23 protein-coding genes are annotated in these 23,800 nt (G+C 62.2%); 8 read left to right on the forward strand and 15 right to left on the reverse strand.

All coding sequences use genetic code 11. The annotated features are described in order from the left end of the window. Window position 1: 1 nt before the first annotated feature. The 5 genes from HHJ18_RS09980 to HHJ18_RS10000 all read right to left on the reverse strand — a co-directional run bounded on the left by HHJ18_RS09980 (window position 2) and on the right by HHJ18_RS10000 (window position 3,904). Complete coding sequence (locus tag HHJ18_RS09980; RefSeq protein WP_296914647.1) at window positions 2–2,296, reverse strand: methyl-accepting chemotaxis protein; 2,295 nt, start codon at window positions 2,294–2,296, stop codon at window positions 2–4. Between the two features lie 43 nt (window positions 2,297–2,339). Further along, entirely contained in the window at window positions 2,340–2,870 is a 531-nt protein-coding gene (locus HHJ18_RS09985; RefSeq protein ID WP_296914650.1) for a chemotaxis protein CheW, read from the reverse strand. A gap of 21 nt (window positions 2,871–2,891) precedes the next feature. Then, window positions 2,892–3,257, reverse strand: coding sequence for a response regulator (locus HHJ18_RS09990; RefSeq protein ID WP_296914653.1), 366 nt, complete (start codon window positions 3,255–3,257; stop codon window positions 2,892–2,894). Further along, window positions 3,257–3,655, reverse strand: a complete 399-nt coding sequence (locus HHJ18_RS09995; protein WP_296914655.1) for a response regulator — start codon at window positions 3,653–3,655, stop codon at window positions 3,257–3,259. Before HHJ18_RS09995 ends, HHJ18_RS09990 begins: the two co-directional genes overlap by 1 nt. A 75-nt stretch (window positions 3,656–3,730) precedes the next feature. Beyond that, window positions 3,731–3,904 carry a rubredoxin gene (locus tag HHJ18_RS10000; RefSeq protein WP_296914658.1) on the reverse strand — a complete coding sequence of 58 codons (174 nt, stop codon included), beginning with the start codon at window positions 3,902–3,904 and terminating at the stop codon, window positions 3,731–3,733. Window positions 3,905–3,987: 83 nt separating this feature from the next. Here HHJ18_RS10000 and HHJ18_RS10005 point away from each other — a divergent pair, with 83 nt between their 5' ends. Together HHJ18_RS10005 and hemL are read left to right on the forward strand one after the other, a co-directional pair. Beyond that, window positions 3,988–4,956 (forward strand): bifunctional hydroxymethylpyrimidine kinase/phosphomethylpyrimidine kinase, encoded by a 969-nt coding sequence (locus HHJ18_RS10005; protein ID WP_296914659.1) that lies wholly within the window; start codon window positions 3,988–3,990, stop codon window positions 4,954–4,956. Next, on the forward strand, window positions 4,937–6,256 hold the full coding sequence (gene hemL / locus HHJ18_RS10010) for a glutamate-1-semialdehyde 2,1-aminomutase (RefSeq protein ID WP_296914661.1): 1,320 nt from the start codon (window positions 4,937–4,939) through the stop codon (window positions 6,254–6,256). The genes HHJ18_RS10005 and hemL overlap by 20 nt, the downstream gene beginning before the upstream one ends. 155 nt (window positions 6,257–6,411) lie before the next feature. Here hemL and purH read toward each other — a convergent pair whose 3' ends face one another. The 3 genes from purH to dusB all read right to left on the reverse strand — a co-directional run bounded on the left by purH (window position 6,412) and on the right by dusB (window position 9,363). Next, window positions 6,412–7,983 carry a bifunctional phosphoribosylaminoimidazolecarboxamide formyltransferase/IMP cyclohydrolase gene (gene purH, locus HHJ18_RS10015; protein ID WP_296914663.1) on the reverse strand — a complete coding sequence of 524 codons (1,572 nt, stop codon included), beginning with the start codon at window positions 7,981–7,983 and terminating at the stop codon, window positions 6,412–6,414. Between the two features lie 76 nt (window positions 7,984–8,059). Then, a complete protein-coding gene (locus tag HHJ18_RS10020; RefSeq protein WP_296914665.1) occupies window positions 8,060–8,296 on the reverse strand; it encodes a Fis family transcriptional regulator in 237 nt (78 codons plus the stop codon). Further along, window positions 8,293–9,363 carry a tRNA dihydrouridine synthase DusB gene (gene dusB, locus HHJ18_RS10025; RefSeq protein WP_296914668.1) on the reverse strand — a complete coding sequence of 357 codons (1,071 nt, stop codon included), beginning with the start codon at window positions 9,361–9,363 and terminating at the stop codon, window positions 8,293–8,295. The genes HHJ18_RS10020 and dusB overlap by 4 nt, the downstream gene beginning before the upstream one ends. 225 nt (window positions 9,364–9,588) lie before the next feature. Between dusB and HHJ18_RS10030 the strand changes: the two genes are divergently transcribed. Beyond that, complete coding sequence (locus HHJ18_RS10030; RefSeq protein ID WP_296914671.1) at window positions 9,589–10,071, forward strand: YqaA family protein; 483 nt, start codon at window positions 9,589–9,591, stop codon at window positions 10,069–10,071. Between the two features lie 73 nt (window positions 10,072–10,144). Here HHJ18_RS10030 and HHJ18_RS10035 read toward each other — a convergent pair whose 3' ends face one another. The 6 genes from HHJ18_RS10035 to ychF all read right to left on the reverse strand — a co-directional run bounded on the left by HHJ18_RS10035 (window position 10,145) and on the right by ychF (window position 17,401). Further along, window positions 10,145–11,329, reverse strand: coding sequence for an acetate/propionate family kinase (locus tag HHJ18_RS10035; RefSeq protein ID WP_296914674.1), 1,185 nt, complete (start codon window positions 11,327–11,329; stop codon window positions 10,145–10,147). Between the two features lie 14 nt (window positions 11,330–11,343). Further along, window positions 11,344–12,777 (reverse strand): bifunctional enoyl-CoA hydratase/phosphate acetyltransferase, encoded by a 1,434-nt coding sequence (locus HHJ18_RS10040; RefSeq protein ID WP_296914676.1) that lies wholly within the window; start codon window positions 12,775–12,777, stop codon window positions 11,344–11,346. A 107-nt stretch (window positions 12,778–12,884) separates the two neighbouring features. Next, complete coding sequence (locus tag HHJ18_RS10045; protein WP_296914679.1) at window positions 12,885–13,295, reverse strand: hypothetical protein; 411 nt, start codon at window positions 13,293–13,295, stop codon at window positions 12,885–12,887. Continuing rightward, complete coding sequence (locus HHJ18_RS10050; RefSeq protein ID WP_296914680.1) at window positions 13,285–15,105, reverse strand: poly-beta-hydroxybutyrate polymerase N-terminal domain-containing protein; 1,821 nt, start codon at window positions 15,103–15,105, stop codon at window positions 13,285–13,287. Before HHJ18_RS10050 ends, HHJ18_RS10045 begins: the two co-directional genes overlap by 11 nt. 334 nt (window positions 15,106–15,439) lie before the next feature. Next, window positions 15,440–16,186: an rRNA pseudouridine synthase gene (locus HHJ18_RS10055; protein WP_296914683.1), complete on the reverse strand. Its 747-nt coding sequence runs from the start codon at window positions 16,184–16,186 to the stop codon at window positions 15,440–15,442. Between the two features lie 123 nt (window positions 16,187–16,309). Next, window positions 16,310–17,401, reverse strand: a complete 1,092-nt coding sequence (gene ychF / locus HHJ18_RS10060; protein ID WP_296914685.1) for a redox-regulated ATPase YchF — start codon at window positions 17,399–17,401, stop codon at window positions 16,310–16,312. Between ychF and HHJ18_RS10065 the strand changes: the two genes are divergently transcribed. Together HHJ18_RS10065 and HHJ18_RS10070 are read left to right on the forward strand one after the other, a co-directional pair. Then, window positions 17,400–17,522: a hypothetical protein gene (locus HHJ18_RS10065; protein WP_296914688.1), complete on the forward strand. Its 123-nt coding sequence runs from the start codon at window positions 17,400–17,402 to the stop codon at window positions 17,520–17,522. The genes ychF and HHJ18_RS10065 overlap by 2 nt on opposite strands. Before the next feature lie 72 nt (window positions 17,523–17,594). Further along, window positions 17,595–18,776: a CHRD domain-containing protein gene (locus tag HHJ18_RS10070; RefSeq protein ID WP_296914691.1), complete on the forward strand. Its 1,182-nt coding sequence runs from the start codon at window positions 17,595–17,597 to the stop codon at window positions 18,774–18,776. A gap of 46 nt (window positions 18,777–18,822) precedes the next feature. Here HHJ18_RS10070 and HHJ18_RS10075 read toward each other — a convergent pair whose 3' ends face one another. Further along, window positions 18,823–19,728 carry an MOSC N-terminal beta barrel domain-containing protein gene (locus HHJ18_RS10075; RefSeq protein WP_296914693.1) on the reverse strand — a complete coding sequence of 302 codons (906 nt, stop codon included), beginning with the start codon at window positions 19,726–19,728 and terminating at the stop codon, window positions 18,823–18,825. Between the two features lie 111 nt (window positions 19,729–19,839). Between HHJ18_RS10075 and HHJ18_RS10080 the strand changes: the two genes are divergently transcribed. The 3 genes from HHJ18_RS10080 to HHJ18_RS10090 all read left to right on the forward strand — a co-directional run bounded on the left by HHJ18_RS10080 (window position 19,840) and on the right by HHJ18_RS10090 (window position 23,765). Beyond that, a complete protein-coding gene (locus tag HHJ18_RS10080) occupies window positions 19,840–20,964 on the forward strand; it encodes an FAD-dependent monooxygenase (protein ID WP_296914695.1) in 1,125 nt (374 codons plus the stop codon). A gap of 41 nt (window positions 20,965–21,005) precedes the next feature. Further along, window positions 21,006–21,734: a DsbC family protein gene (locus HHJ18_RS10085; RefSeq protein ID WP_296914698.1), complete on the forward strand. Its 729-nt coding sequence runs from the start codon at window positions 21,006–21,008 to the stop codon at window positions 21,732–21,734. A 180-nt stretch (window positions 21,735–21,914) separates the two neighbouring features. Continuing rightward, complete coding sequence (locus HHJ18_RS10090; RefSeq protein ID WP_296914701.1) at window positions 21,915–23,765, forward strand: peptidase M61; 1,851 nt, start codon at window positions 21,915–21,917, stop codon at window positions 23,763–23,765. Window positions 23,766–23,800: the final 35 nt, after the last annotated feature.

Below are 23,800 nucleotides of genomic sequence, written 5' to 3' on the forward strand. Positions count from 1 at the left end.
ATCAGGCGATCTTGAATCGGGACACCGACTGGCGCAATTCTTCCGCCATGCGCGAGAGATCGCGCACCTGTTGTGCCGTGGAACGAGTACCTTCTCCGGTCTGCTCAGTGACCGCAAAGATGTGCTGAATGTTGCCCGCCACCACGTTAGCCGACGCGGCCTCGCTGGATGCCGAGCTGGAAATCTGCTCAATCAGGTCAGCAAGGCGCCGCGTCACCTGGTCAATTTCGGTCAGCGCGGTACCGGCGTTGTCGGACAGCTTGGCCCCCTCAACCACCCCTTGCGTGGAGCGCTCCATGGCGCCCACCGCATCCTGGGTATCGGTCTGAATGGCCTTGACCAGTGCCGCAATCTGGCGCGTCGCATCGGCAGAACGCTCAGCCAGCCGCTGCACCTCTTCGGCAACCACCGAGAAGCCTCGACCGGCTTCACCAGCGGACGCCGCCTGAATGGCCGCATTAAGCGCCAGTACGTTGGTCTGCTCGGTAATGTCGGAAATCAGCTCGGTAATCTCGCCGATCTCCTGTGATGACTCCCCCAACCTTTTAATCCGCTTGGAGGTTTCCTGGATCTGGTCCCGGATGGAGTTCATACCGCCGATGGCGTTTTGCACCGCCTTCAAGCCCGATTCAGCCGCAGTCAGCGACTGACGCGCCACCTGGGACGATTCCTGCGCCTGCGTAGACACCTGGTTAATCCGCGTCGCCATGTCGAGTACCGACTGGCCGGTTTCACGAATCTCGCGCAGTTGCTCGGTAGACGCGGCCAGCAGCTCAGTTGAGGTGCTCTCCACTTGGGCGGTAGTCTGCGCCACCCGAGTAGCCGTGTTTTGCACGTGACCCACCAACTGGCGCAACTCTTCCACCGTGTAATTGACCGAATCGGCAATAGCGCCAGTGATGTCTTCGGTGACGGTAGCTTCCTGCGTCAGATCGCCCTCAGCGACGGTTTGCAGCTCGTTCATCAAACGCAAAATAGCGGCCTGGTTGGCGTCGTTAACGCGCTTGGCATCTTGCTCCTGGCCTTTGGCTTCATGTCTTTGCGTCTCTGCAACTGCCTGCCGCTGCTGACTGTCCTTTACCTGCAAGCGGGCCAGGCCTGCCGCGCAAAGCAGCGCGAGAGCGGCGGCAAACAGCAGGGTCGTCAGCGCCACCGCGCCCAATCCAGTCTGAGACGACAGTTTGCCCTGCAACTCCTCTAGGCCACGGCGCAGCGGCTCGCTGTCGGCAATGATTGAGGACTGCGCCTCCCGAGCCGAGACCAGACCCTGCAAATTTCCCAAGATGGCGCCCGCCTGCACCCGCGTCTGCTCATAAAGCGCCATCAAGGCCTCCAGCCGCTCGCGGGTCTGGGGATCTTTGGAGCCGCTCAGACGCAGCTCAGGGCTGCCATCCTGAAGGCCTTGCGCTATTTCCTTAAAGGAGTTCAAGTCTTTCCCCAACAAGAACACGGCCTCAGGGCTCACGCCTTCCATGGTCAGGAACTCGTTAGCCGACTTGCCGATACGCTGAGTCAACATCACTAGCTGACCCGACGCGGAAATTTCCGCAGGGACGGCATTTTGTTGTAGCTTGAGCGACGACACGGTTTCCGCTATTTCCAGCAAATCCGAAGACTGCCGGTTGATGGTACGCAAAGCGCTGCCCACCTGCGTCAGAATGCTCTGCTGCGCCATCACCGTTTTTGCGTTTTTCTCGGCCCGCTCCATCAGAGGGGTAACTTTTTCCAGGTCCGGCTGCAATTCATCGTTGACCGCAGTCAGGCGCGAACTGGCCTCGCCGGACTTCAGGCCGCGCACGGTTTTGGCCAGCACATCCGAGCTGTCGCGCACATCGGGAAAAGCCTGGGCGCTACCCACCAGCGCCTGCGATACAGATTTTGCCAATCGCTGCGACTGCATTAGCGACTGGCCGGTGGCCGCCACCTGCTGGGCCACTTTGTCCGCTTGCCGCAATGCCAGAAAAGCCACACTGCCCAGCACCAGCAGCGCCAACGCCAGCAGAGTCACCAAAATCTTTTGATGCTGGCCGATGGTTCGATTGCCCAGTAAAGGAAGCCTTAGCAGGTCGGCGCTTTCTACCGGCGCTGGCTCTTCATCCGGCGCCAAGCGACTTGACGCAAAGACCTCTTCCCGGGAGTCAGCGCGGCGCAAGGCTGAGCCGCTGAGAGTAGGGCCATCCATGGCTCCGGCAGCCAGCAGTTCTTCCGGCATGCCGAGGGACGCCATGTCCATGCTGTCTTCGAGCGGAGTGGACTTGGCTTTGAACAAGCGCTGGATAGAGTCGATAGCGGACATGGGGGCCTTCCGGGAGAAGCAATAAGCGAGGTGACAGGACGCGCTAGGCGCCTATCGTCAAGAAATGGGCTTGCTGAGCCAGCACCTGCAGGTTGATTTCCTGCCAGCTTGCGCCATTCGGGTCAACATACTGGTGGCCAAAAAAAGCGGGCGCACCGGGCGCCTTTTCGGAAAAATCGCTGAAAGCAGCCTGGTTGCGCAGTCCGGCCAGCCGGTCAATCAACAAAGCACAATTGACTTGAAGCGCGCTGTTGAGCACAATCAACCTGCAGTCTGAGCGCGCGAGTTCGGTTTTCGGTGGGGCTACCTGGCCGCTCACGAAACTGGCCAGGTCAACCACACCAAACAAGCCGCCACGCAAATTGGCAACACCGGCAAACCAGCTCTGGGTGTAGGGCACCAACTGAGTGCTGACCCACGGGAAAATCTCACCAGCCTGACTCAGCGGAAACAGGTATTTCTTTGTGCCTGCCTCCACGGCCAACCAAGAGGGCGCAACACCTTGCGTGCGCGCAATCTGTAACCTGTCTGCCAATCGGGTCTGGAGCTCTCGGAGTGCTTGTCGGTTCGCCATGCTTTATTTTTGCGCCCGAGGTCAGCCAAGGGCTTTGATCTTGGCCATCAATTCATCACTGTTCACAGGCTTGGTGATGTAGTCGCGGGCACCTTGCCGCATGCCCCACACCCGGTCGGTTTCCTGGTTTTTGCTGGTGCACATCACGATGGGAATGTCGGAATACAACGGGTCACGAGAAATGGACCGCGTCAACTGGAAACCGTTTTGTCCTGGCATCACCACATCCATGAGGATCAGTTCCGGTTTGTCTTCTGCCAAACGACGAAACGCGTCTTCCGCGTTCTCCGCCGTTTTGACCATAAACCCGTTTTTGACCAACAGATCGGTCAAAAACATCAGTTCAGTCTTAGAGTCGTCAACGACCAGTATTTTCTTGATTGCCATCACACTACGTCCTGTTTCACGTTACCCAGTTGCTGAACGGTTTGCAGCAACTGGTCTTTGGTAAAAGGCTTGGTCAGGTAGTCTTGTGAACCGACCATGCGACCCCGTGCCTTGTCGAACACACCGTCCTTGGAGGACAGCATCACAATCGGAACATCCGCAAATTTCGCATTGCGTTTAATGATTGCGCAGGTCTGGTATCCATCCAGGCGGGGCATCAGAATGTCGCAAAAAATCAGGTGTGGCTCGTAGTCATTGACCTTGGAAAGCGCGTCAAATCCATCCTCGGCCAGCACCACTTCATGCCCGCCCTGCTTCAGGAATATCTCAGCGCTGCGCCTGATGGTATTGCTGTCATCGATTACCAGCACCTTGAGTCCAGAACTTGGAATGCTCACTATCTGTACTCCTCTTTTTGCAGATCCCTAAGCAGTAGCGCCGGGTTGCGGTGGTTTAGACAAATGCCGAAACGCTTAAATTTGAATCATTTCAAAATCTTCTTTACGCGCACCGCATTCTGGACAGGTCCAGTTCATGGGCACTTGCGCCCAGGGCGTCCCGGGCGCAAGACCATGTTCCGGCGCACCGGCGGCCTCGTCGTAAATCCAACCACAAATTAAACACATCCACGTTGTTAAGTGAGTCACAGCTTAAGTTGCCTTCGAATAGAATGCAACAATTGTATCGAAGCAGCGTTGCTTATTAGAGTACAAGAGACTATTCGCAGCCTATGGCAAACCCCACCCCCCTCCCAACGGACAGCCGGCAACTGCAGGCAGAGGAAACTGACGTCTCTGCGGCCTGCGTCATGACCTTCAACGCCAATGACCCGAGCGGTGCGGGCGGCCTGACGGCCGACATCGCGGCCATCACATCGGCCGGCGCACACCCGCTGGCGGTCGTCACCGGTGCCTACGTGCGCGACACCACCGAAATCTTTGACCACTTTGCGTTTGACGAAGAAGCTGTGGCCGATCAGGCACGCTCCGCGCTTGAAGACATGCCGGTCACGGCCATCAAGGTGGGTTTTGTAGGCAGCCCGGAAAACATCAGCACCATTGCCGAGATCGCCTCGGATTACGCCGATGTGCCGCTGGTCGCCTACATGCCCAGCCTGTCCTGGTGGGATGAAAGCGAGATAGACAGCTACCTGGATGCCTTTCGCGAGCTCATGCTGCCTCAGACCACCGTGCTGGTCGGCAACCACAGCAGCCTGTGGCGCTGGTTGTTGCCCGACTGGCCGGGCGAGCGCAGTCCTTCGGCGCGTGACATTGCCAAGGCCGCCGCCGAGCTGGGCGTGCCTTACACGCTGGTTACCGGCATTCCCTTGCCCGAGCAATTTATCGAGAACGTTCTGGCCACGCCGCAGGCGGTGCTGTACAGCGAAAAGTTCGAGCGTTTCGAGGCGGTATTTGCCGGCGCCGGCGAAACACTGTCGGCCGCCCTTTGCGCCCTGCTAGCCAATGGCCACGACCTGCAGGCCGCCACCGCCGAAGCGCTGACCTATCTGGACCACAGCCTGGAGGCCGGTTTTCACCCCGGCATGGGCCACATCGTGCCGGACCGCCTGTTTTGGGCTCAAAGCGATGACGACGCTGAAGAATCCGACGATGAAGCAGAGGAAGATCCCACCGATGATGCCTCGCTGACTTCAAAATCCACCTTTGACCTGCCCCCTAATGGAACCCTCAAACATTAAACCCGACACCTCCCGCAACACCGCGCTGTTCGAGCGCGCCAAAAAACTCATCCCCGGCGGCGTCAATTCGCCAGTCCGCGCCTTCAAGGCCGTGGGCGGCACGCCGCGTTTTGTGCAACGTGCCCAGGGCGCTTATTTCTGGGATGCCGACGGCCAGCGCTACATCGACTACATCGGCTCCTGGGGGCCGATGATTTTGGGCCACGGCCATCCGGCCGTCATTGAAGCCGTGCAGAAAGCCGTGCTCGAAGGTTTCTCTTACGGCGCACCGACCGAGCGCGAAGTCGAGTTGGCCGAGGAAATCGTCAAGCTGGTGCCTTCGATCGAAATGGTGCGGCTGGTGAGTTCCGGCACCGAGGCAACGATGAGCGTGATCCGGCTGGTGCGCGGTGCCACCGGGCGCAGCAAGATCGTCAAATTCGAAGGCTGCTACCACGGACACTCCGATGCGCTGCTGGTGAAAGCCGGCTCGGGCCTGGCCACCTTTGGCAGCCCGACCAGCGCCGGCGTACCACCCGAAGTGGTGCAACACACGCTGGTGCTTGAATACAACCATATCGCCCAGTTGGAAGAAGCTTTTTCGCTGCACGGCAAGGAAATAGCCTGCCTGATGATCGAGCCGATTGCCGGCAACATGAATTTTGTCCGCGCCAGCGTCCCGTTCATCAAGCGCTGCCGCGAACTCTGCACGCAATACGGCGCCCTGCTGGTGTTTGACGAAGTGATGACGGGGTTTCGGGTCGCACTGGGCGGCGCGCAAAGCGTTTATGCCCAAAGCATTCCCGGCTTCAAACCCGACATGACGGCGCTCGGCAAGGTGATTGGCGGCGGCATGCCGATGGCAGCCTTTGGCGGAACGCGCGCCGTGATGGAGCTGCTGGCGCCCTTGGGCGGCGTTTACCAGGCCGGCACGCTGTCGGGCAACCCGGTGGCCACCGCCTGCGGCCTGGCGACGCTGCGTGAAATCCAGAAACCGGGTTTTTACGAGGCACTGGGCGCGCGCACGCGCAGCCTGGTGAGTGGCCTGACGCAAGCCGCGGCCAAGTCCGGTGTGCCATTTTGCGGCGACAGCGAAGGCGGCATGTTCGGCTTTTTCCTGCTGGGGCAATTGCCGCAAAACTATGCCACCGTGATGACCACGGACAGCCCGGCCTTCAACCGCTTCTTTCACGGCATGCTGGACCGCGGCGTGTATTACGCGCCGGCGCTGTATGAGGCCGGCTTTGTCAGCGCGGCGCACACGGCCGAAGACATCGAAGCCACGGTAGACGCCGCAGCGCAGTTCTTCGCAGGCCGATAGCGAAATTCTGGCCGAACTCGGGCGCCCGCAGCTGCTATCAATACGATAGCTACTTGCGCCTGTCCTGTATGCGCTAGAGCCTCATTTGACCGGTAAACAGGCGCTTAACAGGCGCCCGGCGGGCATCAAAGGCGCCAGCCCGGCCGCCCACCGGCTCAATGGCGGAAATGCCGAACGCCGCTCAGCACCATGACCACGCCGCGTTCGTTGGCGGCGTCAATCACTTCCTGATCGCGCATCGATCCGCCCGGCTGGATCACGCTGGTCGCGCCCGCATCGACCACCACATCGAGTCCGTCGCGAAACGGGAAAAACGCGTCGCTGGCGACTGCCGTGCCTTGCAGCGACAGGCCGGCGTGCTGGGCCTTGATGCTGGCGATGCGCGCCGAGTCGAGCCGGCTCATCTGGCCGGCGCCCACGCCCATGGTCATGCCGTCGGCGCAAAACACGATGGCGTTGGACTTGACGAACTTGGCGACCTTCCAGGCGAACAGCAAGTCTTGCAATTGCGCCGGCGTCGGCTGCAGTTTGCTGACGACTTTCAGGTCGGCCAATGCCAGTTCATGGTTGTCGGCGGTCTGCATCAGCAGGCCGGAGCCGACGCGTTTGACGTCCATCGCATTGCGGCCCTGCTGCCAGGCGCTGTCGCCACCGGGCGGCAAAGCGATCTGCAAAATCCGCACGTTGACCTTGGTTTTAAACACTTCCAGCGCTTCGGGCGTGAAGCTTGGTGCCATCAGCACCTCGACAAACTGCTTAACAATTTGTAGCGCCGCACGCTCGTCCAGCGGGCAGTTAAGCGCGATGATGCCGCCAAAGGCGGAGGTTGGGTCGGTTTTGAAGGCCTTGCTGTAAGCCCCCAGCGCGTCCGCGCCTACCGCTACGCCGCAGGGGTTGGCATGCTTGACAATGACGCAGGCCGCTTCTGCAAAGCCCTTGACGCATTCCCAGGCGGCGTCGGCGTCGGCGATGTTGTTGTAAGAAAGTTCCTTGCCCTGCAACTGCTTGGCCGTCACCAGCGAGCCCGGTGCGGGGTACGGATCGCGGTACAGCGCGGCCTGCTGGTGCGCGTTTTCTCCATAACGCAAGTCCTGCACCTTGATGAAACGGCCATTGGCCTGACCGGCAAACAGGCTGTGGCTGCCGTCCGGCTGAATGCTGGAGAGGTAGTCGCTGATCGCGCCGTCGTACTGGCTGATGCGGTTGAAGGCGGCCACCGACAGGGCGAACTTCGTTTTATCCGTCAGTTTGCCGTCGTGCTTGAGTTCGGCCAGCACACCGGCGTATTGCGAGGCGTCTGTCAGCACGCCGACATCCTTCCAGTTCTTGGCTGCCGAGCGCACCATGGCCGGGCCGCCGATGTCGATGTTTTCAATCGCGTCTTCCAGCGTGCAGCCCGGCTTGGCCACCGTCGCTTCAAACGGGTAGAGATTGACCACCAGCAAATCGATTGTGTCGATGTCGTGCGCCTTCAGTGCGGCCATGTGCGCGGGCAGGTCGCGCCTGGCCAGCAAGCCACCATGCACCTTGGGGTGCAGGGTTTTGACGCGGCCGTCAAGCATTTCCGGAAAGCCGGTGAGTTCCGCCACCTCGGTCACCGGCAAGCCGGCGTCAAGCAGCAATTTGGCAGTACCGCCGGTGGACAGCAGCTTGATGCCTAGCGCATGCAGCGCCTGCGCAAATTCAAGGATGCCGGTTTTGTCGGAAACGGAAATCAGTGCGTTCATGGGTTTCTTTTGCGTAGGAATGCGGCTTCGGAAGAGTCCGCAAGCCAGGAAAGGAAAGTGTTTGCAGCGCCAGGCGCTATTTGATGAGCTTGTGCTCAACCAACTTTTTGCGCAGGGTGTTGCGGTTCAGGCCCAGCCATTCGGCGGCACGCGACTGGTTTTGTGCGGCATGATGCATGACGACTTCGAGCAGCGGCTTTTCCACCACGCGCACCATCATGTCGTACATGCCCGCGGGATCGGTGCCTCTCAAGTCCTTGAAATAACCTTCCAGACTGGTGCGTACGCACTCTTCAATATGTTTCTTGCTCATGCTAGCGCCGTCTCCTGATTTTTTTCGTTGTTCATACCACTCTGATCCGGCCCGATAGACGTGCTTGCGGCGACCGCCAGACGATCGGTGCGGGCGCCCAGCGCATCAAAAAAATCTTCGACGGCGCGCAGCTGCGCCTTGCCGTCTTCCAGCAGGTTCATGCGCGCGCGAAAGGCCTCGCCGCCCGGCAAAGTCTTCACATACCAGCCAATATGCTTGCGCGCGCTGCGCACGCCGGTGAACTCGCCATACAGGGTGTAGTGCTCAAGCAGATGATCGAGCAGCAGGCGTTTGACCTCGGCCACCAGCGGCGGCGCCAGCGCCGTGCCGGTGGCGATGAAATGCGCCACCTCGCGAAAAATCCAGGGGCGCCCTTGCGCGGCGCGGCCAATCATCACGGCGTCGGCGCCGGTGTAGGCCAATACATCTCTGGCCTTCTCGGGGCTGTCGATGTCGCCATTAGCGACCACCGGAATGCGCAGCGCCGCCTTCACCGCGGCAATCGTGTCGTATTCGGCCAGGCCCTTGTAGCCCTGCTCGCGCGTGCGGCCGTGCACGGTGACCATCTGCACGCCAGCGCTTTCGGCGGCGCACGCAATCGTCAAGGCATTTTTGTGGGTTTGCGCCCAGCCGGTGCGCATCTTCAGCGTGACCGGCACGCCGTGCGGTGCGCAGGCAGCCACCACCGCCTCCACAATCTGCAGCGCCAGCGTCTCGTCCTGCATAAGCGCTGAGCCGGCCCATTTGTTGCAAACCTTCTTGGCCGGGCAGCCCATGTTGATGTCTATGATCTGCGCGCCACGCGCTATGTTGTAGGCGGCGGCATCGGCCATCATCTGCGCATCGGTGCCGGCGATCTGCACGGCAATCGGTGCGGCTTCACCGGCATGGTTGGCGCGGCGCGAGGTTTTCAGCGTGTCCCACAAATCGCGGCGCGACGTCACCATCTCGCTGACCGCATAGCCCGCGCCCAGCTGTTTGCAAAGCATGCGAAACGGCCGGTCGGTGACACCGGCCATGGGCGCGACAAACACATTGTTTGCCAAAACGTAGGGGCCGATATTCATGAAAAAAGTGGGAGCTTTGTGATTACTGGGAAGCGAGGCACGATTGTATCTGCCTAAAATTTCAGCAATTGAAATCGGCCGAAATTTGCCCGCGCATTTGTAAGCGCCTTTCAAGGCTTTTCCCTTTCCCTCATCCGGGCCGCGCGCGCGCCACTGCCTATACTCGCGTGACCAGGCCGCCACGCCTTACTTTTGTATTCATTTAGAACTTACTCCCGGATACCCATGCAAGCCTGGATTCAGCACCTGATCGAATTGCTTGCCCTGCCCGAATACGGCCTGAGCACCGTGTTTGTGGTGTCCTTCATTTCGGCGACGCTGCTGCCGCTGGGTTCCGAGCCAGTGGTGTTCGGCCTCGTCAAACTCAACCCCGAGCTTTTCTGGCCTGCCGTGCTGGTCGCCACGGCGGGCAACACGCTGGGCGGCGCGCTCGACTGGTGGATGGGCTACGGCGCGCACAAGGTGGTCGACAAGTACGCGCATTCATCGCACCACGGGCGCGCCATCCGGTGGCTGGAAAAGCTCGGCCCCAAGGCCTGCCTGCTGGCCTGGCTGCCCGCTGTCGGCGATCCGCTGTGCGCCGTGGCCGGCTGGCTCAAGTTCCCGTTCTGGCCCTGCCTGCTGTACATGGCGATTGGCAAGTTTGCGCGCTACCTGTTGATGACGGGCAGCCTGGTCTGGGCCTTTCCTGGGGTGCTGGGCAGCTGAAACCAATGCTCCTAAAAAGATAGCTGCTAACGCCCGTTCTACCTGGCCCAGAGCCGTTTTTTTAGTAATTTTTCTAAAATGGCATCAGCTGCGCAGCTTCGCGCGCCGCCACACGGCCCTCGTCGGTAGGCACCACCCAAACCTGCACCCGGCTGCCCGGCCGATGCACCGCCATGACCGCTTCGCCGACGGCTTGCAGGTTCAGCGCTTCATCCAGTTGCACGCCCAGGAAGCCCAGGCGCGCGCACACCTGCGCGCGCAAGGTGGCGTCGTGCTCTCCGATGCCGCCGCTAAAGGCCAGCACATCGAGCCCGCCCAGGCAAGCCGTCAGCGCGCCGGATTCGCGCACCACGCGGTGCGTGAAGAGATCGATAGCCCGCTGCGCCGCCGCGCTGCCATCGGCGCGCAAGCGCCGCATGTCGGCCGAGATGCCCGAGACGCCGAGCAGGCCGCTCTCGCGGTACAGCAGGTTTTGCAGTCGCTCGTGGTCCCAGCCGCGCTCCATCAGATAGAGCAGCACGCCCGCGTCGAGCGAGCCGCTGCGCGTCCCCATCATCAGCCCGTCCAGCGCGGAAAACCCCATGGTGGTGGCGCAGCTGCGCCCCTCCAGGGTGGCGCACAGGCTGGCGCCGTTTCCCAGATGCGCCATCAGCACCCGGCCCTGGGCTTGCGGCGTGCATTGCTGCAGCGTGTCCGAGATGTATTGGTAGGACAGGCCATGAAAGCCATAGCGGCGCACCCCTTGTTCGGCCAGCGCCTGCGGCAGTGCAAAGGCGTATTCCAGCTCGGGCAGGCTGGCGTGAAAGGCGGTGTCAAAGCAGGCCACTTGGGGCAGTTGCGGGAAGGCCTTGCGGAAGGCGCGAATGCCCTCCAGGTTGTGCGGCTGATGCAGCGGCGCCAGCGAGTTCAAGCGGCTCAGCTTGGCCATCACCTCGTCGCTGACCAGCACGCTGGCGCGAAACGAACGGCCGCCGTGCACCACCCGGTGCGCCACCGCGTGCAGCGACGGCACGTCGGCCTCGGCGCTCAGCAGTTCACTCAGGCTCAGCAGCGCCTCATGAAACGGATCGTCCCCGGTGACGGCCAGCGTGCGGCGCTGCGCCCGGCCTTGAAAAGACCAGCCCAGATCGGGCGTGCCACCGGGCTCCAGACCCTGAATGTTGCCGGTCAGCACACTGGGTTGCACTTGGCCGGCCTGCAGCGGATGGACGGAAAACTTGAGCGTGGACGAGCCCGCGTTGACGGAAAGAATGGCCATATCGGTAGGTCGGCTCAGACTACGGAGATTCCGCCCAGCCGCGCGCGATCAGCGCGTGCCTGGTAGGCCACCAGCTGACCCAGCAGGGCCGAGGCGACGCGGCTCATAGGGCCGTCGGCGCGGCTGGTCAGCGCAATTGGCACGCGCGCGCCCAGCACCAGGCCAGAGCCGGTGGCGCCCGCCAGGTATTCCAACTGCTTGGCCAGCATGTTGCCGCTTTCCAGGTCGGGCACGACCAGAATGTCGGCCGCACCAGCGACGGCGGACGCGATGTGCTTGATTTGCGCGGCGTGGCTGGAGATGGCGTTGTCAAAGGCCAGCGGGCCATCGAGCAGACCGCCCGTGATCTGCCCGCGGTCGGCCATCTTGCACAGCGCAGCCGCGTCCAGCGTCGACGGGATGTTGGGGTTGACGGTTTCGACGGCCGACAAAATCGCCACCTTGGGGCATTCAATGCCCATGATGTGGGCAAAGTCTATGGCGTTCTGGATGATGTCGACCTTTTCCAGCAGATTCGGGTGAATGTTGAGCGCGGCGTCGGTGATCAGCAGCGGCTTGGGATACAGCGGCACATCGAAGCGAAACACATGCGACATGCGCCGGCCGGTGCGCAACTCAGGGCGCGCCAGCACGGCGTGGATCAGTTCGTCGGTGTGCAGGCTGCCCTTCATCAGCATCTCGACTGCGCCGCTGGCGGCCAGCTCGGCGGCTTTTTCTGCCGCCGCGTGGCTGTGTGGCACCGCGATGATCTCGGCGCCGGCCAGGTCGATGCCGCCTTCTTCAGCTAGCTGGCGCATGCGTGCCTCGGGGCCGACCAGCACCGGCACGATCAGGCCGTGGCGCGCCGAGTCCATGGCGCCGCGCAGCGAGTCAACATCACAGGGGTGAACCACCGCGCAGCGTACCGCCGGCATGCCATCGCCCAGTGAGAGCAGTTCCTTGAAGCGCGCCTCGGGGTCGAACAGCTGGATTTGCGGAGCGTTGATTTTGGGCAGGCGCACCATTTGCGTCGGTGCCAGCACACGTGCCGTGCCGTGCAGCACCCGCACGCCTTTCTGGTTTGTCACCTGGCAGTCCAGTTCAACCTGCTTTCTGGCGTCGTCCTTGCTGGTCACGGTGGCGGTGACGGTCAGCGTGTCGCCAATGCGCACCGGCTTGGTGAAGTGCAGCACCTGCTCCAGGTAAATCGTGCCGGGGCCAGGAAAATGCGTGCCCAGCAGCGCCGAGATCAGCGCGCCGCCCCACATGCCGTGCGCGATCACGCCATGGAACAGCGTGTCATTGGCGTATTCGGGGTTCAGGTGGGCCGGGTTGGTGTCGCCCGACACCGCGGCAAAGGCCTGGATGTCGCCCAACGTCACGGTGCGCAGCAGGCGCGCGCTTTGGCCCAGCGCGATGTCGTCGTAGGTGAAGTTTTCCACCCATTCGGTGTTGGTAGGCAAGTTCATGGCAGTTTGTTTCCAGGCGGCAGGTAACTAAAAAGTTGAGCAGATCAGGCCACGGCTTGGCGCTCAAAGAAAAAGAGAGTTCGGTCAGGGAATGAAGCAGGGGCGCGTCAGGGCCCGTCAAACAGGCGATGCAGGTCGATGCCGTCGGCGCCGGACTGAAAACCTTCGCGCAGCATGTGGGCTTCGGTCTCGACCAGAATCTGCCGCGTCAGGCTGACGCCGACCTGGTCGACGTAGCGCTTCTCCACGCCATAGCGCAGCACCAGCAGGCCGCGCAGCTCCAGCCACTTGCCGGCAACGCGGCGTTCCGGCGTGCTCTGGAACGGGCGTGCCTCGGTCTGCGCCGGCGGTTCTTGCAGCAGGCCGCTCAGCACACCCTCGGTCTGCAGCGACACGCCCAGCGCCAGCGCCAGCCGGGCGATGCGCGCATTGATCTCTTCGATCGACAGTGCCATGCGCTGCAGGCTCAGGGCCTGCGCGTCGCCTGCGGGCAGCGCATCATTGGCATCAGTCGGCATAGCGCACCTTGACGTAGTCGCCAGGGGCGTCGCACAGCACCTGCGCCGCATCGATTGCCGGAGGTGCCACCCGGGCGCCCGAGCGCTCGCGCAGCCAGGCGCTCATGGCCTCCCACCACGAGCCTTCGTGCAGCGGGGCTTTGGCCTGCCACTCGTTGGGCGCGGTCCAGCCGTGGCCTTGTTCCATGCTGTCCATCTGGTAGCTGCGGTGCGCATGGCCGGGCTCGGAAACAATGCCGGCGTTGTGACCGCCCGCGGCCAGAATAAAGCTGATGTGGGTGTCGGTCAGCAGATGCAGCTTGTAAACCGATTGCCAGGGCGAGACATGGTCGCGCACGGTACCGACCACCAGCATGGGCGCCTTGATATCCATCAGGGCCACGCCCACGCCGCCGACCCGGTAGTGGCCGGCGGCCAGCGCGTTGTTCAGGCACAGCGCGGTCAGGTATTCAATGTGCATGCGCTCGGGCAGGCGCGTGGTGTCGGCGTTCCAGCTCATCATGTCGTTGCCCACCTCGTCCTGACCCAGCAGGTAGCGACGCGTGTTGCGCGACCAGATCAGGTCGCGTGAATTGAGAAACTGGAAAGAGCCCGCCATCTGCCGACCCGACATATAGCCCTTGCGCGCCATTTCCTCGCGCAGTGTCTGCAGCTGGTCGTCGTCGATGAACACGCCAAGCTCGCCAGGCTCGCTGAAATCGGTTTGCGCCGCCAGCAGCGTGACACTGGCAAGCTCGGGCAGCTCTTGCTGGTCGCCCAGGGCTTGCAGCGTGCGCTTGGGCGCCTTTGCGTTTGCCGGCGCTAGCGCGGCACGGCGGCCCAGCAGTGCAGCCACAATGCCTAAAAAGGTGCCGCCCAGGCAGTAGCCAATCGCATGAATGCGCGGCGCGGCGGTGCACGATTTGACGGCGGCCATGGCTTCCATCACCCCCATCTGCAGATAATCCTGCAGACCCAGGTCGCGGTCGCGGGCGTCCGGGTTGCGCCAGGACATGATGAACACCGTGTGGCCCTGGCCGACCAGGTAGCGCACCATGGAATTTTCGGGCGACAGGTCCAGGATGTAATATTTCATGATGCACGAGGGCACGATTAGCAGCGGCTCCGGATACACCGTCGGCGTGGTGGGCGTGTACTGGATCAGCTCGATCAGGTGGTTTCGAAAAACCACCTTGCCCGGCGTCAGCGCGACGTCTTTCCCGACCTCGAAATCGAGCGCTTGCAGCGTGTCCGCGTCGGCGTTGGTGCGCCTGCTGTGCTGCTCGTGCAGGTCTTTGGCATAGCGCTGATAACCCTTGAGCCAGCTCTGGCCGTGCGACGCATGGCCCTGCTTGAGCACTTCAGGGTTGGTGGCCGGCCAGTTGGAAGGCGACAAGGCATCGAGCCCCTGACGTGTGAAAAAGCTCACCATGTGCTGGTGGTGGCGGGACACGCCGCCCACCTGCGCGGCTTCGCTCCACCAGGCATCAAGAGACTTGAAGCTGTTTTTCAGCGCATTGAAGGGCCATTGGCTCCAGCCGGCATCGCTGAAACGCGGGTCCTTTTCCGGCAGCGGCTGGCCATCGGCGCCCAGCGCCGGCTGGCGGCTCATGCTCTGCCCGAGCAGTGCCGCAGCATGCTGCGCCAGCAACAATTGCCGGCCCGGCGACGCCGCCAGGTGCAGCGCCCAGTCGGCATAGGCCAGCGACAGCGAAATCGGCGACATGCCCAGACTGGCTTTGGCCTGCTGCGCATGAAAGGCCCGGTCCAGCGCCTGGGCCGTTTCACGCTGCCAGGGGGACGCCACCAGGGATGAAATCGACTTTTCCATTTGCTTAACCTTGAATCTCGTTGGAGGACAGTCGCCGAGCATACCGACGTAAACCCACGTAAACCCTAATTGATACAAACTTGACAAAAAAACTACAAAGTTAACAAATAAATTACATACTAGGAAAATCACTCAAACAGACAAGTTGCGTCCATGGCGCCAACGGCGCACTGTGGATGGACAATTTTGGCGATCACCTTGATGCGGTGGGTGGCGGCGACAGCCTGAACCCGGGGCGCCTTGGCGCATGGCTGGCCGATGGGTTACCGCAAGCCCTTTGCCGGCGCTGCTGACCGGGCCAGAAATCCAGCGACTTAGAGGCGCAAGCGCTGCGTCAAAACCGCTCGTGCGGCAAAAGGTAGCGCCACTGGCCGGGCGGCAGCTGGCTGAGCGGCACGCGGCCGACGCGCAGGCGCTTCATGGCCTGCACCTGCAGGCCCACGCTTTCGCACAGGAAGGCAAGCTGCCCGGGCACCTCGCCCTTGAGGGCAAAACGCAGCCGGTTTTCGCTTTGCCAGCTCACCTTGGTGGGTGGCAGCAGCGCCCCCCTGAAGGTAAAGCCATGGTCGACCCGGTTCAGGCGCTCCAGCCCGCCGGGCTTGATCTCACCGGCCACCTCGACCACCACCTCGTGCTCCAGCACGCGGGCGTCTTCCCTGAGCTTGCGCAGCACGCGCCAGTCCTGGGAAAACACCACCAGGCCGCTGGCCGCGTTGGCCAGCGGCGTGGCCAGTTCGGCGGCGGAAAAATGCTTTTTCAGCAGGCGTATACGGGAGCGGTCGCCGGCCGACTGGCTGGCGGCCGTCAGCAACTGGACGGCAGCGGGGGTTTTGCCGTCTGCCGCGCCCAGACCGGCTTCGTAGCCTGCGGGCTTGTGCAGCAGCATGGTCACCGGCGTCAGCGCCAGCAGGCTGGCGTCGGGTGACAGCTCGATTTTCTGGTTTTGCACGCGAAATTGCGGCTCTTCGACCACCACGCCGTCCACCGCGACAAAACCGCCTTCGATGTATTGCTCGGCCTCGCTGCGCGAGCAGGGCAGCATTTCGGCAAGGCGTTTGGCGAGGCGAACCGGTTCAGTCATGGCGGCGGGAATCCTGGTGCAATCCGGTAAAAAAGCGTTGTTTGCTACTTAATTAATAGCTGCTTGCACCCGTAGCTATTGGGCTAGAGGCCAAAATGCCGGTAAAAATGGGCAGCGCGGCGCTCAGGAGCTGAACAGGAAGTTCATCACATCGCCATCCTTGACGACATAGTCCTTGCCTTCGGCGCGCATCTTGCCCGCGTCCTTGGCGCCCTGCTCGCCCTTGAAGCTGATGAAATCTTCAAACGCGATGGTCTGGGCGCGGATGTAGCCTTTTTCGAAATCGGTGTGGATCACGCCAGCGGCCTGCGGTCCGGTGTCGCCGACATGAATGGTCCAGGCGCGCACTTCCTTGACGCCGGCGGTGAAGTAGGTCTGCAGGCCCAGCAGCGTGTACGCGGCGCGAATCAGGCGGTTCAGGCCCGGCTCGGTCTGGCCCAGTTCTTCGAGGAACATCTGGCGGTCTTCGTCGCTCATCTCGGCCATTTCGGCTTCCATCTTGGCGCTGATGGCAACTACCGGGGCATTTTGCGACGCGGCAAAATCTTTCAGGCGGTCAAGAAAAGGATTGTTCTCAAAACCGTCCTCGGCCACATTGGCGACAAACATCGCGGGCTTGGCCGTGATCAGGAAAAACTGTTGCAGCAGCGGCTGCTCTTCCTTGCCAAATTCAATCGTGCGCACCGGTTTGGCTTCATTCAGCGCGGCCTGGCATTTCTCCAGAATCGCCACCAGTTTGATGGACTCTTTGTCGCCCGAACGCGCCAGCTTGGTCACCCGGTGCAGGGCTTTTTCAACTGCCGCCAGGTCGGCCAGGCAGAGTTCGGTCTGGATCACTTCGATGTCAGAGATCGGATCGACCTTGCCGGCGACGTGAATCACGTTGTCGTCTTCAAAGCAGCGCACCACGTTGACGATGGCGTCGGTTTCGCGGATGTGCGCCAAAAACTTGTTTCCCAGCCCCTCGCCCGTGCTGGCGCCCGCCACCAGGCCGGCAATGTCGACAAACTCGACAATCGCGCGCTGCACTTTTTGCGGCTTGACGATGGCGGACAGCGCGTCGAGCCGCGCATCGGGCACTTCAACAATGCCGACATTGGGCTCAATGGTGCAAAAAGGGTAGTTTTCCGCCGCGATACCCGCTTTGGTCAACGCATTGAACAGGGTGGATTTTCCGACGTTAGGCAAGCCAACGATGCCGCACTTCAAACTCATGACAAACCTTCAAAAACAGGGAGACAAGTGTATTGCATGGCTGGTCGACACGGCAGTGATGGGCCAATCGAAGGTCACGGCGCTGTCCTACATCCAGTCGAGCGTGCCGGGTGAGGCATGAGCGCGCCCTGCTATTGACACTTTAAAGGCTATAAGCCTTCCCTTAAAAGTTTCACCTTTCAGGAGATTCATCATGCAATATCCCCAGTTTCTGCACTCGATCCAGCCCTTGAAATGGTCCCTGGCCGCAGCGCTGGTGCTGGGTCTGCTGGCTTGCAACAACAATGACGGCGATAACAATAACAACGTTCCCACCCCGCCAGCCTCAAGCACACAGCAGCTCAATGCCTCGATGTCGGGTGAGCAGGAGCTTCCGCCCACCCTTTCCGGCGCGCTGGGAACGGGGTCACTGAAGCTTGATTCTTCGACGCGCAACATCAGCGGCAGCATCACGATTGATGGCATGACGGCTAACGCCGCCCACATTCATCAGGGAGAAGCAGGCGCCAATGGCCCCGTCATCGTTTCGCTCGCTGAAACCACACCGGGCACCTGGTCGGTGCCGGCCGGCACCACCTTAACCTCAGCGCAGGCGAGCGCCTTTGCCGCAGGTGGGCTGTACTTCAACGCACACAACAACGCCAACCCGAACGGCGAGATCCGCGGTCAGATCGGCCGGGATGTGTTTGCGGCGCAACTGTCGTCCTCGCAGGAAGTGCCAACCAACGCGTCTAGCGCCAGCGGCAGTGGCCTGCTGAGCCTTGATTCGGCGACCAAAAAGTTCAGCGCACGCATCACCGTCACGGGCATCGCAGCCACGGCGGCGCACATCCACAGCGGAGCGCCTGGCATCAGCGGCCCCATCATTTTCCCCTTGAGCGAAACTGCGGCAGGCAGCGGCGTTTGGGTGGCGGCAGCTGACGCGACGCTGAGCGATGCACAGCTTGCCCTGCTGATGTCCGGCAGTCTTTACTTCAACGCCCACAGCGCGGCCCTGCCAGGCGGTGAAATCCGCGGCCAGATCGGCCGCAACGTGCGCTTCGCGCGCCTCAGCGCAACCGAGGAAGTGCCGCCTACATCGTCCAGCGCCAGCGGGACCGGCACGCTGGTGGTAGATCCGGCGACCCGGGCGGCCAGCGGCAGCATCACGGTGACCGGATTGACGGCAACGGCAGCGCACATCCACCTGGCTGCGACCGGCGTCAGCGGCCCCATCATCGTGCCGCTGAGCAATGCCGGCGGCGGCGTCTTTAACGTGCCGGCAGGCACGCTGCTGACAGCCGCACAGCTGCTGGCTTACAAGCAGGGCAATCTGTACTACAACGCGCACAGCGTGCAGTTTCCCACCGGCGAAATCCGCGGGCAAATACGCTGACTACGCCGACAACGCGTCCAGGCGCCGTGAAGGCCCTGAAAGCCCGCTAGTCAAAGCGGTAGTTGGCCTGAACCGCCTGGCCCACGTCAAGCAGGTGGTCCGTGCCCTGCAGGGCAATCATGTTCACGCCAAAAGACAGCGCGCCGTCCAGCCGGGCATCGCTTCGGTAGCTTTGCAATATGTCATTGACCGCCGGACTGCTTGCCGCGGTTGACGGATCAATATTGACGATCGGGCAACGCGAGCAAGGTTTGACGGGCCTGAGCCGCACCAGGCCCTGCTGCGTGGCGATGTGCAACTCGTCCAGCCGGTCTTCATCGTGCGGCGACAAGGTTGAAAGCGCATCGCCCAGCACGATGTTCGGTCGAAAGCGCTCCATGCCGACGGCGGTTGTGCCACTGGCCAGCAACCTGTCGTTCAGGCCGGCCAGCGAGGCTTCGCTGATCACCAGCAGCGGGTAGCCGTCGCTGAACTGGTTCAGCACCTCGACATTTCCGGTCCAGTCGCGGCTGCTGACGCGTTTGTGCTCGGGATCAAAGCGCACCAGACGCGCCGGCGCGCCCAGAAAATCGCTGAACCATTGCGCGGCGATGGCGCCCATGTCGTAAGCCGCCACGTCGTCGTTCCAGATGCGCACGCGCGCAGGCGCCTCGACCCGATCAAGCGCGATGTGCAGCGCCAGCATGCCGGGAGCGCGCAGCACCATTTCGTAATGTTTAAGTTGCGGCCGGATCAGCGCCAGGCGCGGCAGCTCTCGCTGCGTGAGGAACTGGCCTTGCGCATCGACCACCATCCAGGCGCGGTCAAACTCCAGCCCGGTCTCCGTCAACAGGGCTTCTTGCACCGCCACGCCGGCGCAGGACTTCACCGGATAGACCCACAGCTGCGAAATCAGCGCAGTCACGTCCCAGGCGGTGTCAGTAGCGGGGCCCGGCAGGGGGGTGTTGGTCAAATTGCTCACAGGGCTCCTTGTACGGCGTCAATAAATGGGCAAAGGAGGTCGAAAGACCGGTTTATGACGACCCGCCAAAGACGAATTTTGCACTGCCTTCTAAAATGACCTATGACCAAGCCCTTTGATGTCTGTATTCGCGGCGACGGTGTGGTGGGCCGCACCCTGGCACTGCTGCTGGCGCGCGAGCGTCTGCGCGTGGCGCTGGTCGCCCGCCCAACCCCTGCCGCAGCCTCTGCCGATGCGCCCGCCGACGTGCGAGCCTACGCGCTGAACGGCGCTTCGCGTGAGCTGCTGCAGACCTTGCGCTGCTGGCCCGAAACGCCTTTTGTCACCCCGGTGCAGGAGATGCATATCTGGGGCGACGACGGCGGCAAGCTTGATTTCAGCGCGCTCAGCGTGGCGCAGGAGGCTCTGGCCTGGATTGTTGAGGTGCCCGCGCTGGAGCAGCAATTGATTCAGGCGGTGCGCTACCAGCCGCATATTGAAATGGTGCAGGCCCCGGTCAAGGCCGCGCTCAGCGTGGTGTGTGAAGGCAAAACAAGCCAGAGCCGCCAAGAGTTTGGCGTTGATTGGCGCATCAAGCCCTATCCGCAAAAAGCCATCGCGGCCCGGCTGCAATCAGACCGCCCGCACGGCGGCGTGGCGCGCGAATGGTTTGCCGGCGGCGACATCCTGGCGCTTTTGCCTTTAGCGGGTATCACCGGGAACTCTGTGGCGCTGGTCTGGTCAGTCTCTGTAGAGCGCGCCGAGGCGCTGGAAAAACTGCCCCCCGAAGAATTTTGTGCCGCGCTGCAAGCCGTCTTTGACCCGGAAGTGGCACAGCAGGTAGGCACGCTGCGCTTGATCAGCCCGCGCGCCAGCTGGCCGCTGGCGCTGGCCACGGCCGGGCATTGGGTCGGGCCGGGCTGGGCGCTGGCCGGCGATGCGGCGCACACCGTGCACCCGTTGGCCGGCCAGGGACTTAATTTGGGTCTGGCCGATGCGGTCTGTCTGGCCAAAGTGATTGCACAGCGTGAATACTGGCGGGCGCTGGGCGATGAAAGGCTGCTGCGCCGCTACGAGAGGGCGCGCAAGGCCGACGTGGCCGCCATGGGTGCGGTGACCGACGGGCTGCACGGCCTGTTCGCGCAGACCGACGGCCGCTGGCAGGCTTTGCGCAACTGGGGCATGAAAGGTTTTTCGCGCAGCGGCTTGTTAAAAGACTGGATAACACGGCAGGCGACCGGCCTGTAAACCGGCTTATGAACCATTTAGAAAGAATTCAAGGAATGCAGATGAAACCCCTCAAATCAATCGCTGCCCTGGCGCTCACCGGCCTGCTGGTCTGCAGCCTGGGCACGGCCTTTGCGCAGGAAGCAACGATACGCAAAAACCTGGCCGAAAGACTGCCCAGCTTTGCCAAGATTGACGAGGTCAGCAAGACGCCGATGAACGGCCTGTATGAAATTCGCGTCAACGACAGCGACATTTTTTACACCGATGCCGAGGGCAACTTTCTGCTGCAAGGCAACCTGATCGACGTCCGGGCCAAGCGCAACCTGACTGAAGAGCGCGTGGAAAAACTCAGCGCAATTGATTTCGAGGCCCTTCCCTTCAAGGACGCCTTCAAGATCGTGCGCGGCAACGGCAAACGCAAGCTGGCAGTCTTTGAAGACCCGAACTGCGGCTACTGCAAGCGCTTTGAAACCGACCTGCAAAAAATCAACGACGTGACGATTCACACCTTTCTGATTCCTATCCTGAGCCCGGACTCGGTCGAAAAGTCCAAGAACATCTGGTGCGCCAAGGACAAGGGAAAGGCCTGGCTCGACTGGATGGTGCGCGACCAGCCGGCCGCCAAGGCCAGCTGCGACACGACCGCGCTGGAGCGCAATATGGCCTTCAGCAAAAAGCACAAGATCACCGGCACGCCCACAGCATTTTTTGTCGATGGTTCACGCGTTCCTGGCGCCATCAGCGCCCAGCAGGTCGAGAAAATGCTGACCGCCGCAAAAGCCCCTTGATTGCCGCCCGCGCCGCAATTTATTGATCAAATAGGCTTCTAGCCCAATAACTACGGGCGCAAGCTGCTATTTTATTAATAGCACGCTAAGCCTTCGCTGTGACGAGCCCCGGGCCGTGGCGAGCCTGGTAAACGGTCTTGAAGAACGGGCTGCGACTGGGCTGGTATTCTTCACTTCAACATGCCAGGCCACACCTCCCCCTTCCCCCAGACCAGCAAAATCCCCAGCAGCCGCAAGGCCGCCGCACCGCTGCATTACCGCGTCGAGATCGGCAATCTGCACGCCCATCTGTTTCAGGTCACGCTGACGATTGCGCGGCCCTTGGCGCTGCAGCGCGTGTCCTTGCCGGTGTGGATACCGGGCAGCTACCTGATCCGCGAGTTTTCCAAAAACCTGCAGGGTTTGCAGGCGCAGCAAGGCGCGGCTGCGCCGCTGGCGGTCGAGCAACTGGACAAATGCAGCTGGCAAATCGCCTGCTCCGCCGCCAAACCGCTGGTGCTGCGCTACCAGGTCCATGCCCACGACAACTCGGTGCGCAGCGCCTGGCTGGATCGCCAGCGCGGTTTTTTCAACGGCACCAGTCTGTGCCTGAAGGTGGAGGGCCAGGAAACCTCAGCGCATCTGCTGGAACTGCCGGCGCCCAAGCCCGCCACCGGCCTGAAACGCTGGTCGCTGGCCACCGCTTTGACGGTCCAAAAGGTCAACGCGCAGGGTTTTGGCAGCTACCTGGCGGCCGACTACGACGAACTGATCGACTGTCCGGTGGAAATGGGCGCGTTCTGGAGCGGCACGTTCAAGGCCTGCGGCGTGGCACACCGCTTCGTCGTGGCGGGCGCCGCGCCGACCTTTGACGGCGCCCGGCTCTTGGCCGACACGCAGAAGATTTGCGAGACCGAAATCACCTTCTGGCATGGCAGCAAAAAGCCCCCGTACAAAAACTACCTGTTCATGCTCAACGCCGTGGACGACGGTTACGGCGGGCTGGAACACCGCAATTCGACCGCGCTGATCTGCACCCGCAAGGACCTGCCGCGTATTGGTCAGCCCAAGACCGCCGAGGGCTACACCACGCTGCGCGGCCTGATCAGCCATGAGTATTTTCACACCTGGAACGTCAAACGCCTGCGCCCGGCGGAGTTTGCCAGCTACCGGCACGGCAGCGAGAACTACACCGAACTGCTCTGGTTCTTTGAGGGCTTTACCAGCTACTACGACGACCTGCTGCTGCGCCGCGCCGGCCTGCTGGACAACGCGGCCTACCTCAAGCTGATCAACAAGACCATCAACCAGGTCATGCAGACGCCGGGCCGGCTGCTTCAGACGGTGGCGCAGGCCAGTTTTGACGCCTGGGTGAAATACTACCGGCCCGACGAAAACACCCCCAACGCCACCGTCAGCTACTACTCCAAGGGCGCGCTGGTGGCGCTTTGCCTGGACCTGACACTGCGCAGTGAAAGCAATGCAGGCAAGCAAGGCGGCGCGACGCTGGACCAGGTGATGCGCGCGCTCTGGCTGCGTTGCAAGGCCGGCCCGCTGCGCGAAGCCGATGTGGCGGCGGCGCTGCAGGCTGTGGGCGGGCGCTCGTTTGCCGCCGAGTTGGCGCGCTGGGTCCATGGCCTGGATGAATTGCCGCTCAAGGCCCTGCTGGAGCAGCACGGCGTGGCAGTGCTGGAAGAGCCCGCGCAGCTGGCGCAGCGGCTAGGCTTGCGCGTCACCGAAAACCAGGGCGTGCAGGTCAAGACCGTGCTGCGCGGCGGCGTGGCCGAGCTGGCCGGCTTTGCTGCGGGCGATGAATGGCTGGGGCTGGAAGCCACCGGCAAGGCCGCGACTTCTGCCGAAGAGGGCTGGCGCATGCGCCGGCTTGACGACCTCACGCTGTATGCCGGCTCTGCCAAAAAAGTGACGGCGCTGGTGGCGCGCGACCAGCGCCTGTTCAGGCTGGAACTGACCCTGCCGCCGGCACTGACGACCTGGCGCCTGGTGGCGCGCGATGCCGCGCTGCTCGACCAGTGGCTGGCATTGCCGGCCTGAGCGGTCTTACACCCGCCAGCGCCGGCCAGCGTTTT

This window comes from Polaromonas sp. (assembly GCF_012927455.1).
Lineage (GTDB): Bacteria > Pseudomonadota > Gammaproteobacteria > Burkholderiales > Burkholderiaceae_C > Polaromonas.

Bases quoted from the DNA above. Each gene is read 5' to 3' on its own strand.
- HHJ18_RS09980 (WP_296914647.1), bottom strand. From the start codon at position 2,296: ATGTCCGCTATCGACTCTATCCAGCGCTTGTTCAAAGCCAAGTCCACT.
- HHJ18_RS09985 (WP_296914650.1), bottom strand. From the start codon at position 2,870: ATGGCGAACCGACAAGCACTCCGAGAGCTCCAGACCCGATTGGCAGAC.
- HHJ18_RS09990 (WP_296914653.1), bottom strand. From the start codon at position 3,257: ATGGCAATCAAGAAAATACTGGTCGTTGACGACTCTAAGACTGAACTG.
- HHJ18_RS10005 (WP_296914659.1), top strand. From the start codon at position 3,988: ATGGCAAACCCCACCCCCCTCCCAACGGACAGCCGGCAACTGCAGGCA.
- hemL (WP_296914661.1), top strand. From the start codon at position 4,937: ATGGAACCCTCAAACATTAAACCCGACACCTCCCGCAACACCGCGCTG.
- purH (WP_296914663.1), bottom strand. From the start codon at position 7,983: ATGAACGCACTGATTTCCGTTTCCGACAAAACCGGCATCCTTGAATTT.
- HHJ18_RS10020 (WP_296914665.1), bottom strand. From the start codon at position 8,296: ATGAGCAAGAAACATATTGAAGAGTGCGTACGCACCAGTCTGGAAGGT.
- dusB (WP_296914668.1), bottom strand. From the start codon at position 9,363: ATGAATATCGGCCCCTACGTTTTGGCAAACAATGTGTTTGTCGCGCCC.
- HHJ18_RS10030 (WP_296914671.1), top strand. From the start codon at position 9,589: ATGCAAGCCTGGATTCAGCACCTGATCGAATTGCTTGCCCTGCCCGAA.
- HHJ18_RS10035 (WP_296914674.1), bottom strand. From the start codon at position 11,329: ATGGCCATTCTTTCCGTCAACGCGGGCTCGTCCACGCTCAAGTTTTCC.
- HHJ18_RS10040 (WP_296914676.1), bottom strand. From the start codon at position 12,777: ATGAACTTGCCTACCAACACCGAATGGGTGGAAAACTTCACCTACGAC.
- HHJ18_RS10045 (WP_296914679.1), bottom strand. From the start codon at position 13,295: ATGCCGACTGATGCCAATGATGCGCTGCCCGCAGGCGACGCGCAGGCC.
- HHJ18_RS10050 (WP_296914680.1), bottom strand. From the start codon at position 15,105: ATGGAAAAGTCGATTTCATCCCTGGTGGCGTCCCCCTGGCAGCGTGAA.
- HHJ18_RS10055 (WP_296914683.1), bottom strand. From the start codon at position 16,186: ATGACTGAACCGGTTCGCCTCGCCAAACGCCTTGCCGAAATGCTGCCC.
- HHJ18_RS10065 (WP_296914688.1), top strand. From the start codon at position 17,400: ATGACAAACCTTCAAAAACAGGGAGACAAGTGTATTGCATGGCTGGTC.
- ychF (WP_296914685.1), bottom strand. From the start codon at position 17,401: ATGAGTTTGAAGTGCGGCATCGTTGGCTTGCCTAACGTCGGAAAATCC.
- HHJ18_RS10070 (WP_296914691.1), top strand. From the start codon at position 17,595: ATGCAATATCCCCAGTTTCTGCACTCGATCCAGCCCTTGAAATGGTCC.
- HHJ18_RS10080 (WP_296914695.1), top strand. From the start codon at position 19,840: ATGACCAAGCCCTTTGATGTCTGTATTCGCGGCGACGGTGTGGTGGGC.
- HHJ18_RS10085 (WP_296914698.1), top strand. From the start codon at position 21,006: ATGAAACCCCTCAAATCAATCGCTGCCCTGGCGCTCACCGGCCTGCTG.
- HHJ18_RS10090 (WP_296914701.1), top strand. From the start codon at position 21,915: ATGCCAGGCCACACCTCCCCCTTCCCCCAGACCAGCAAAATCCCCAGC.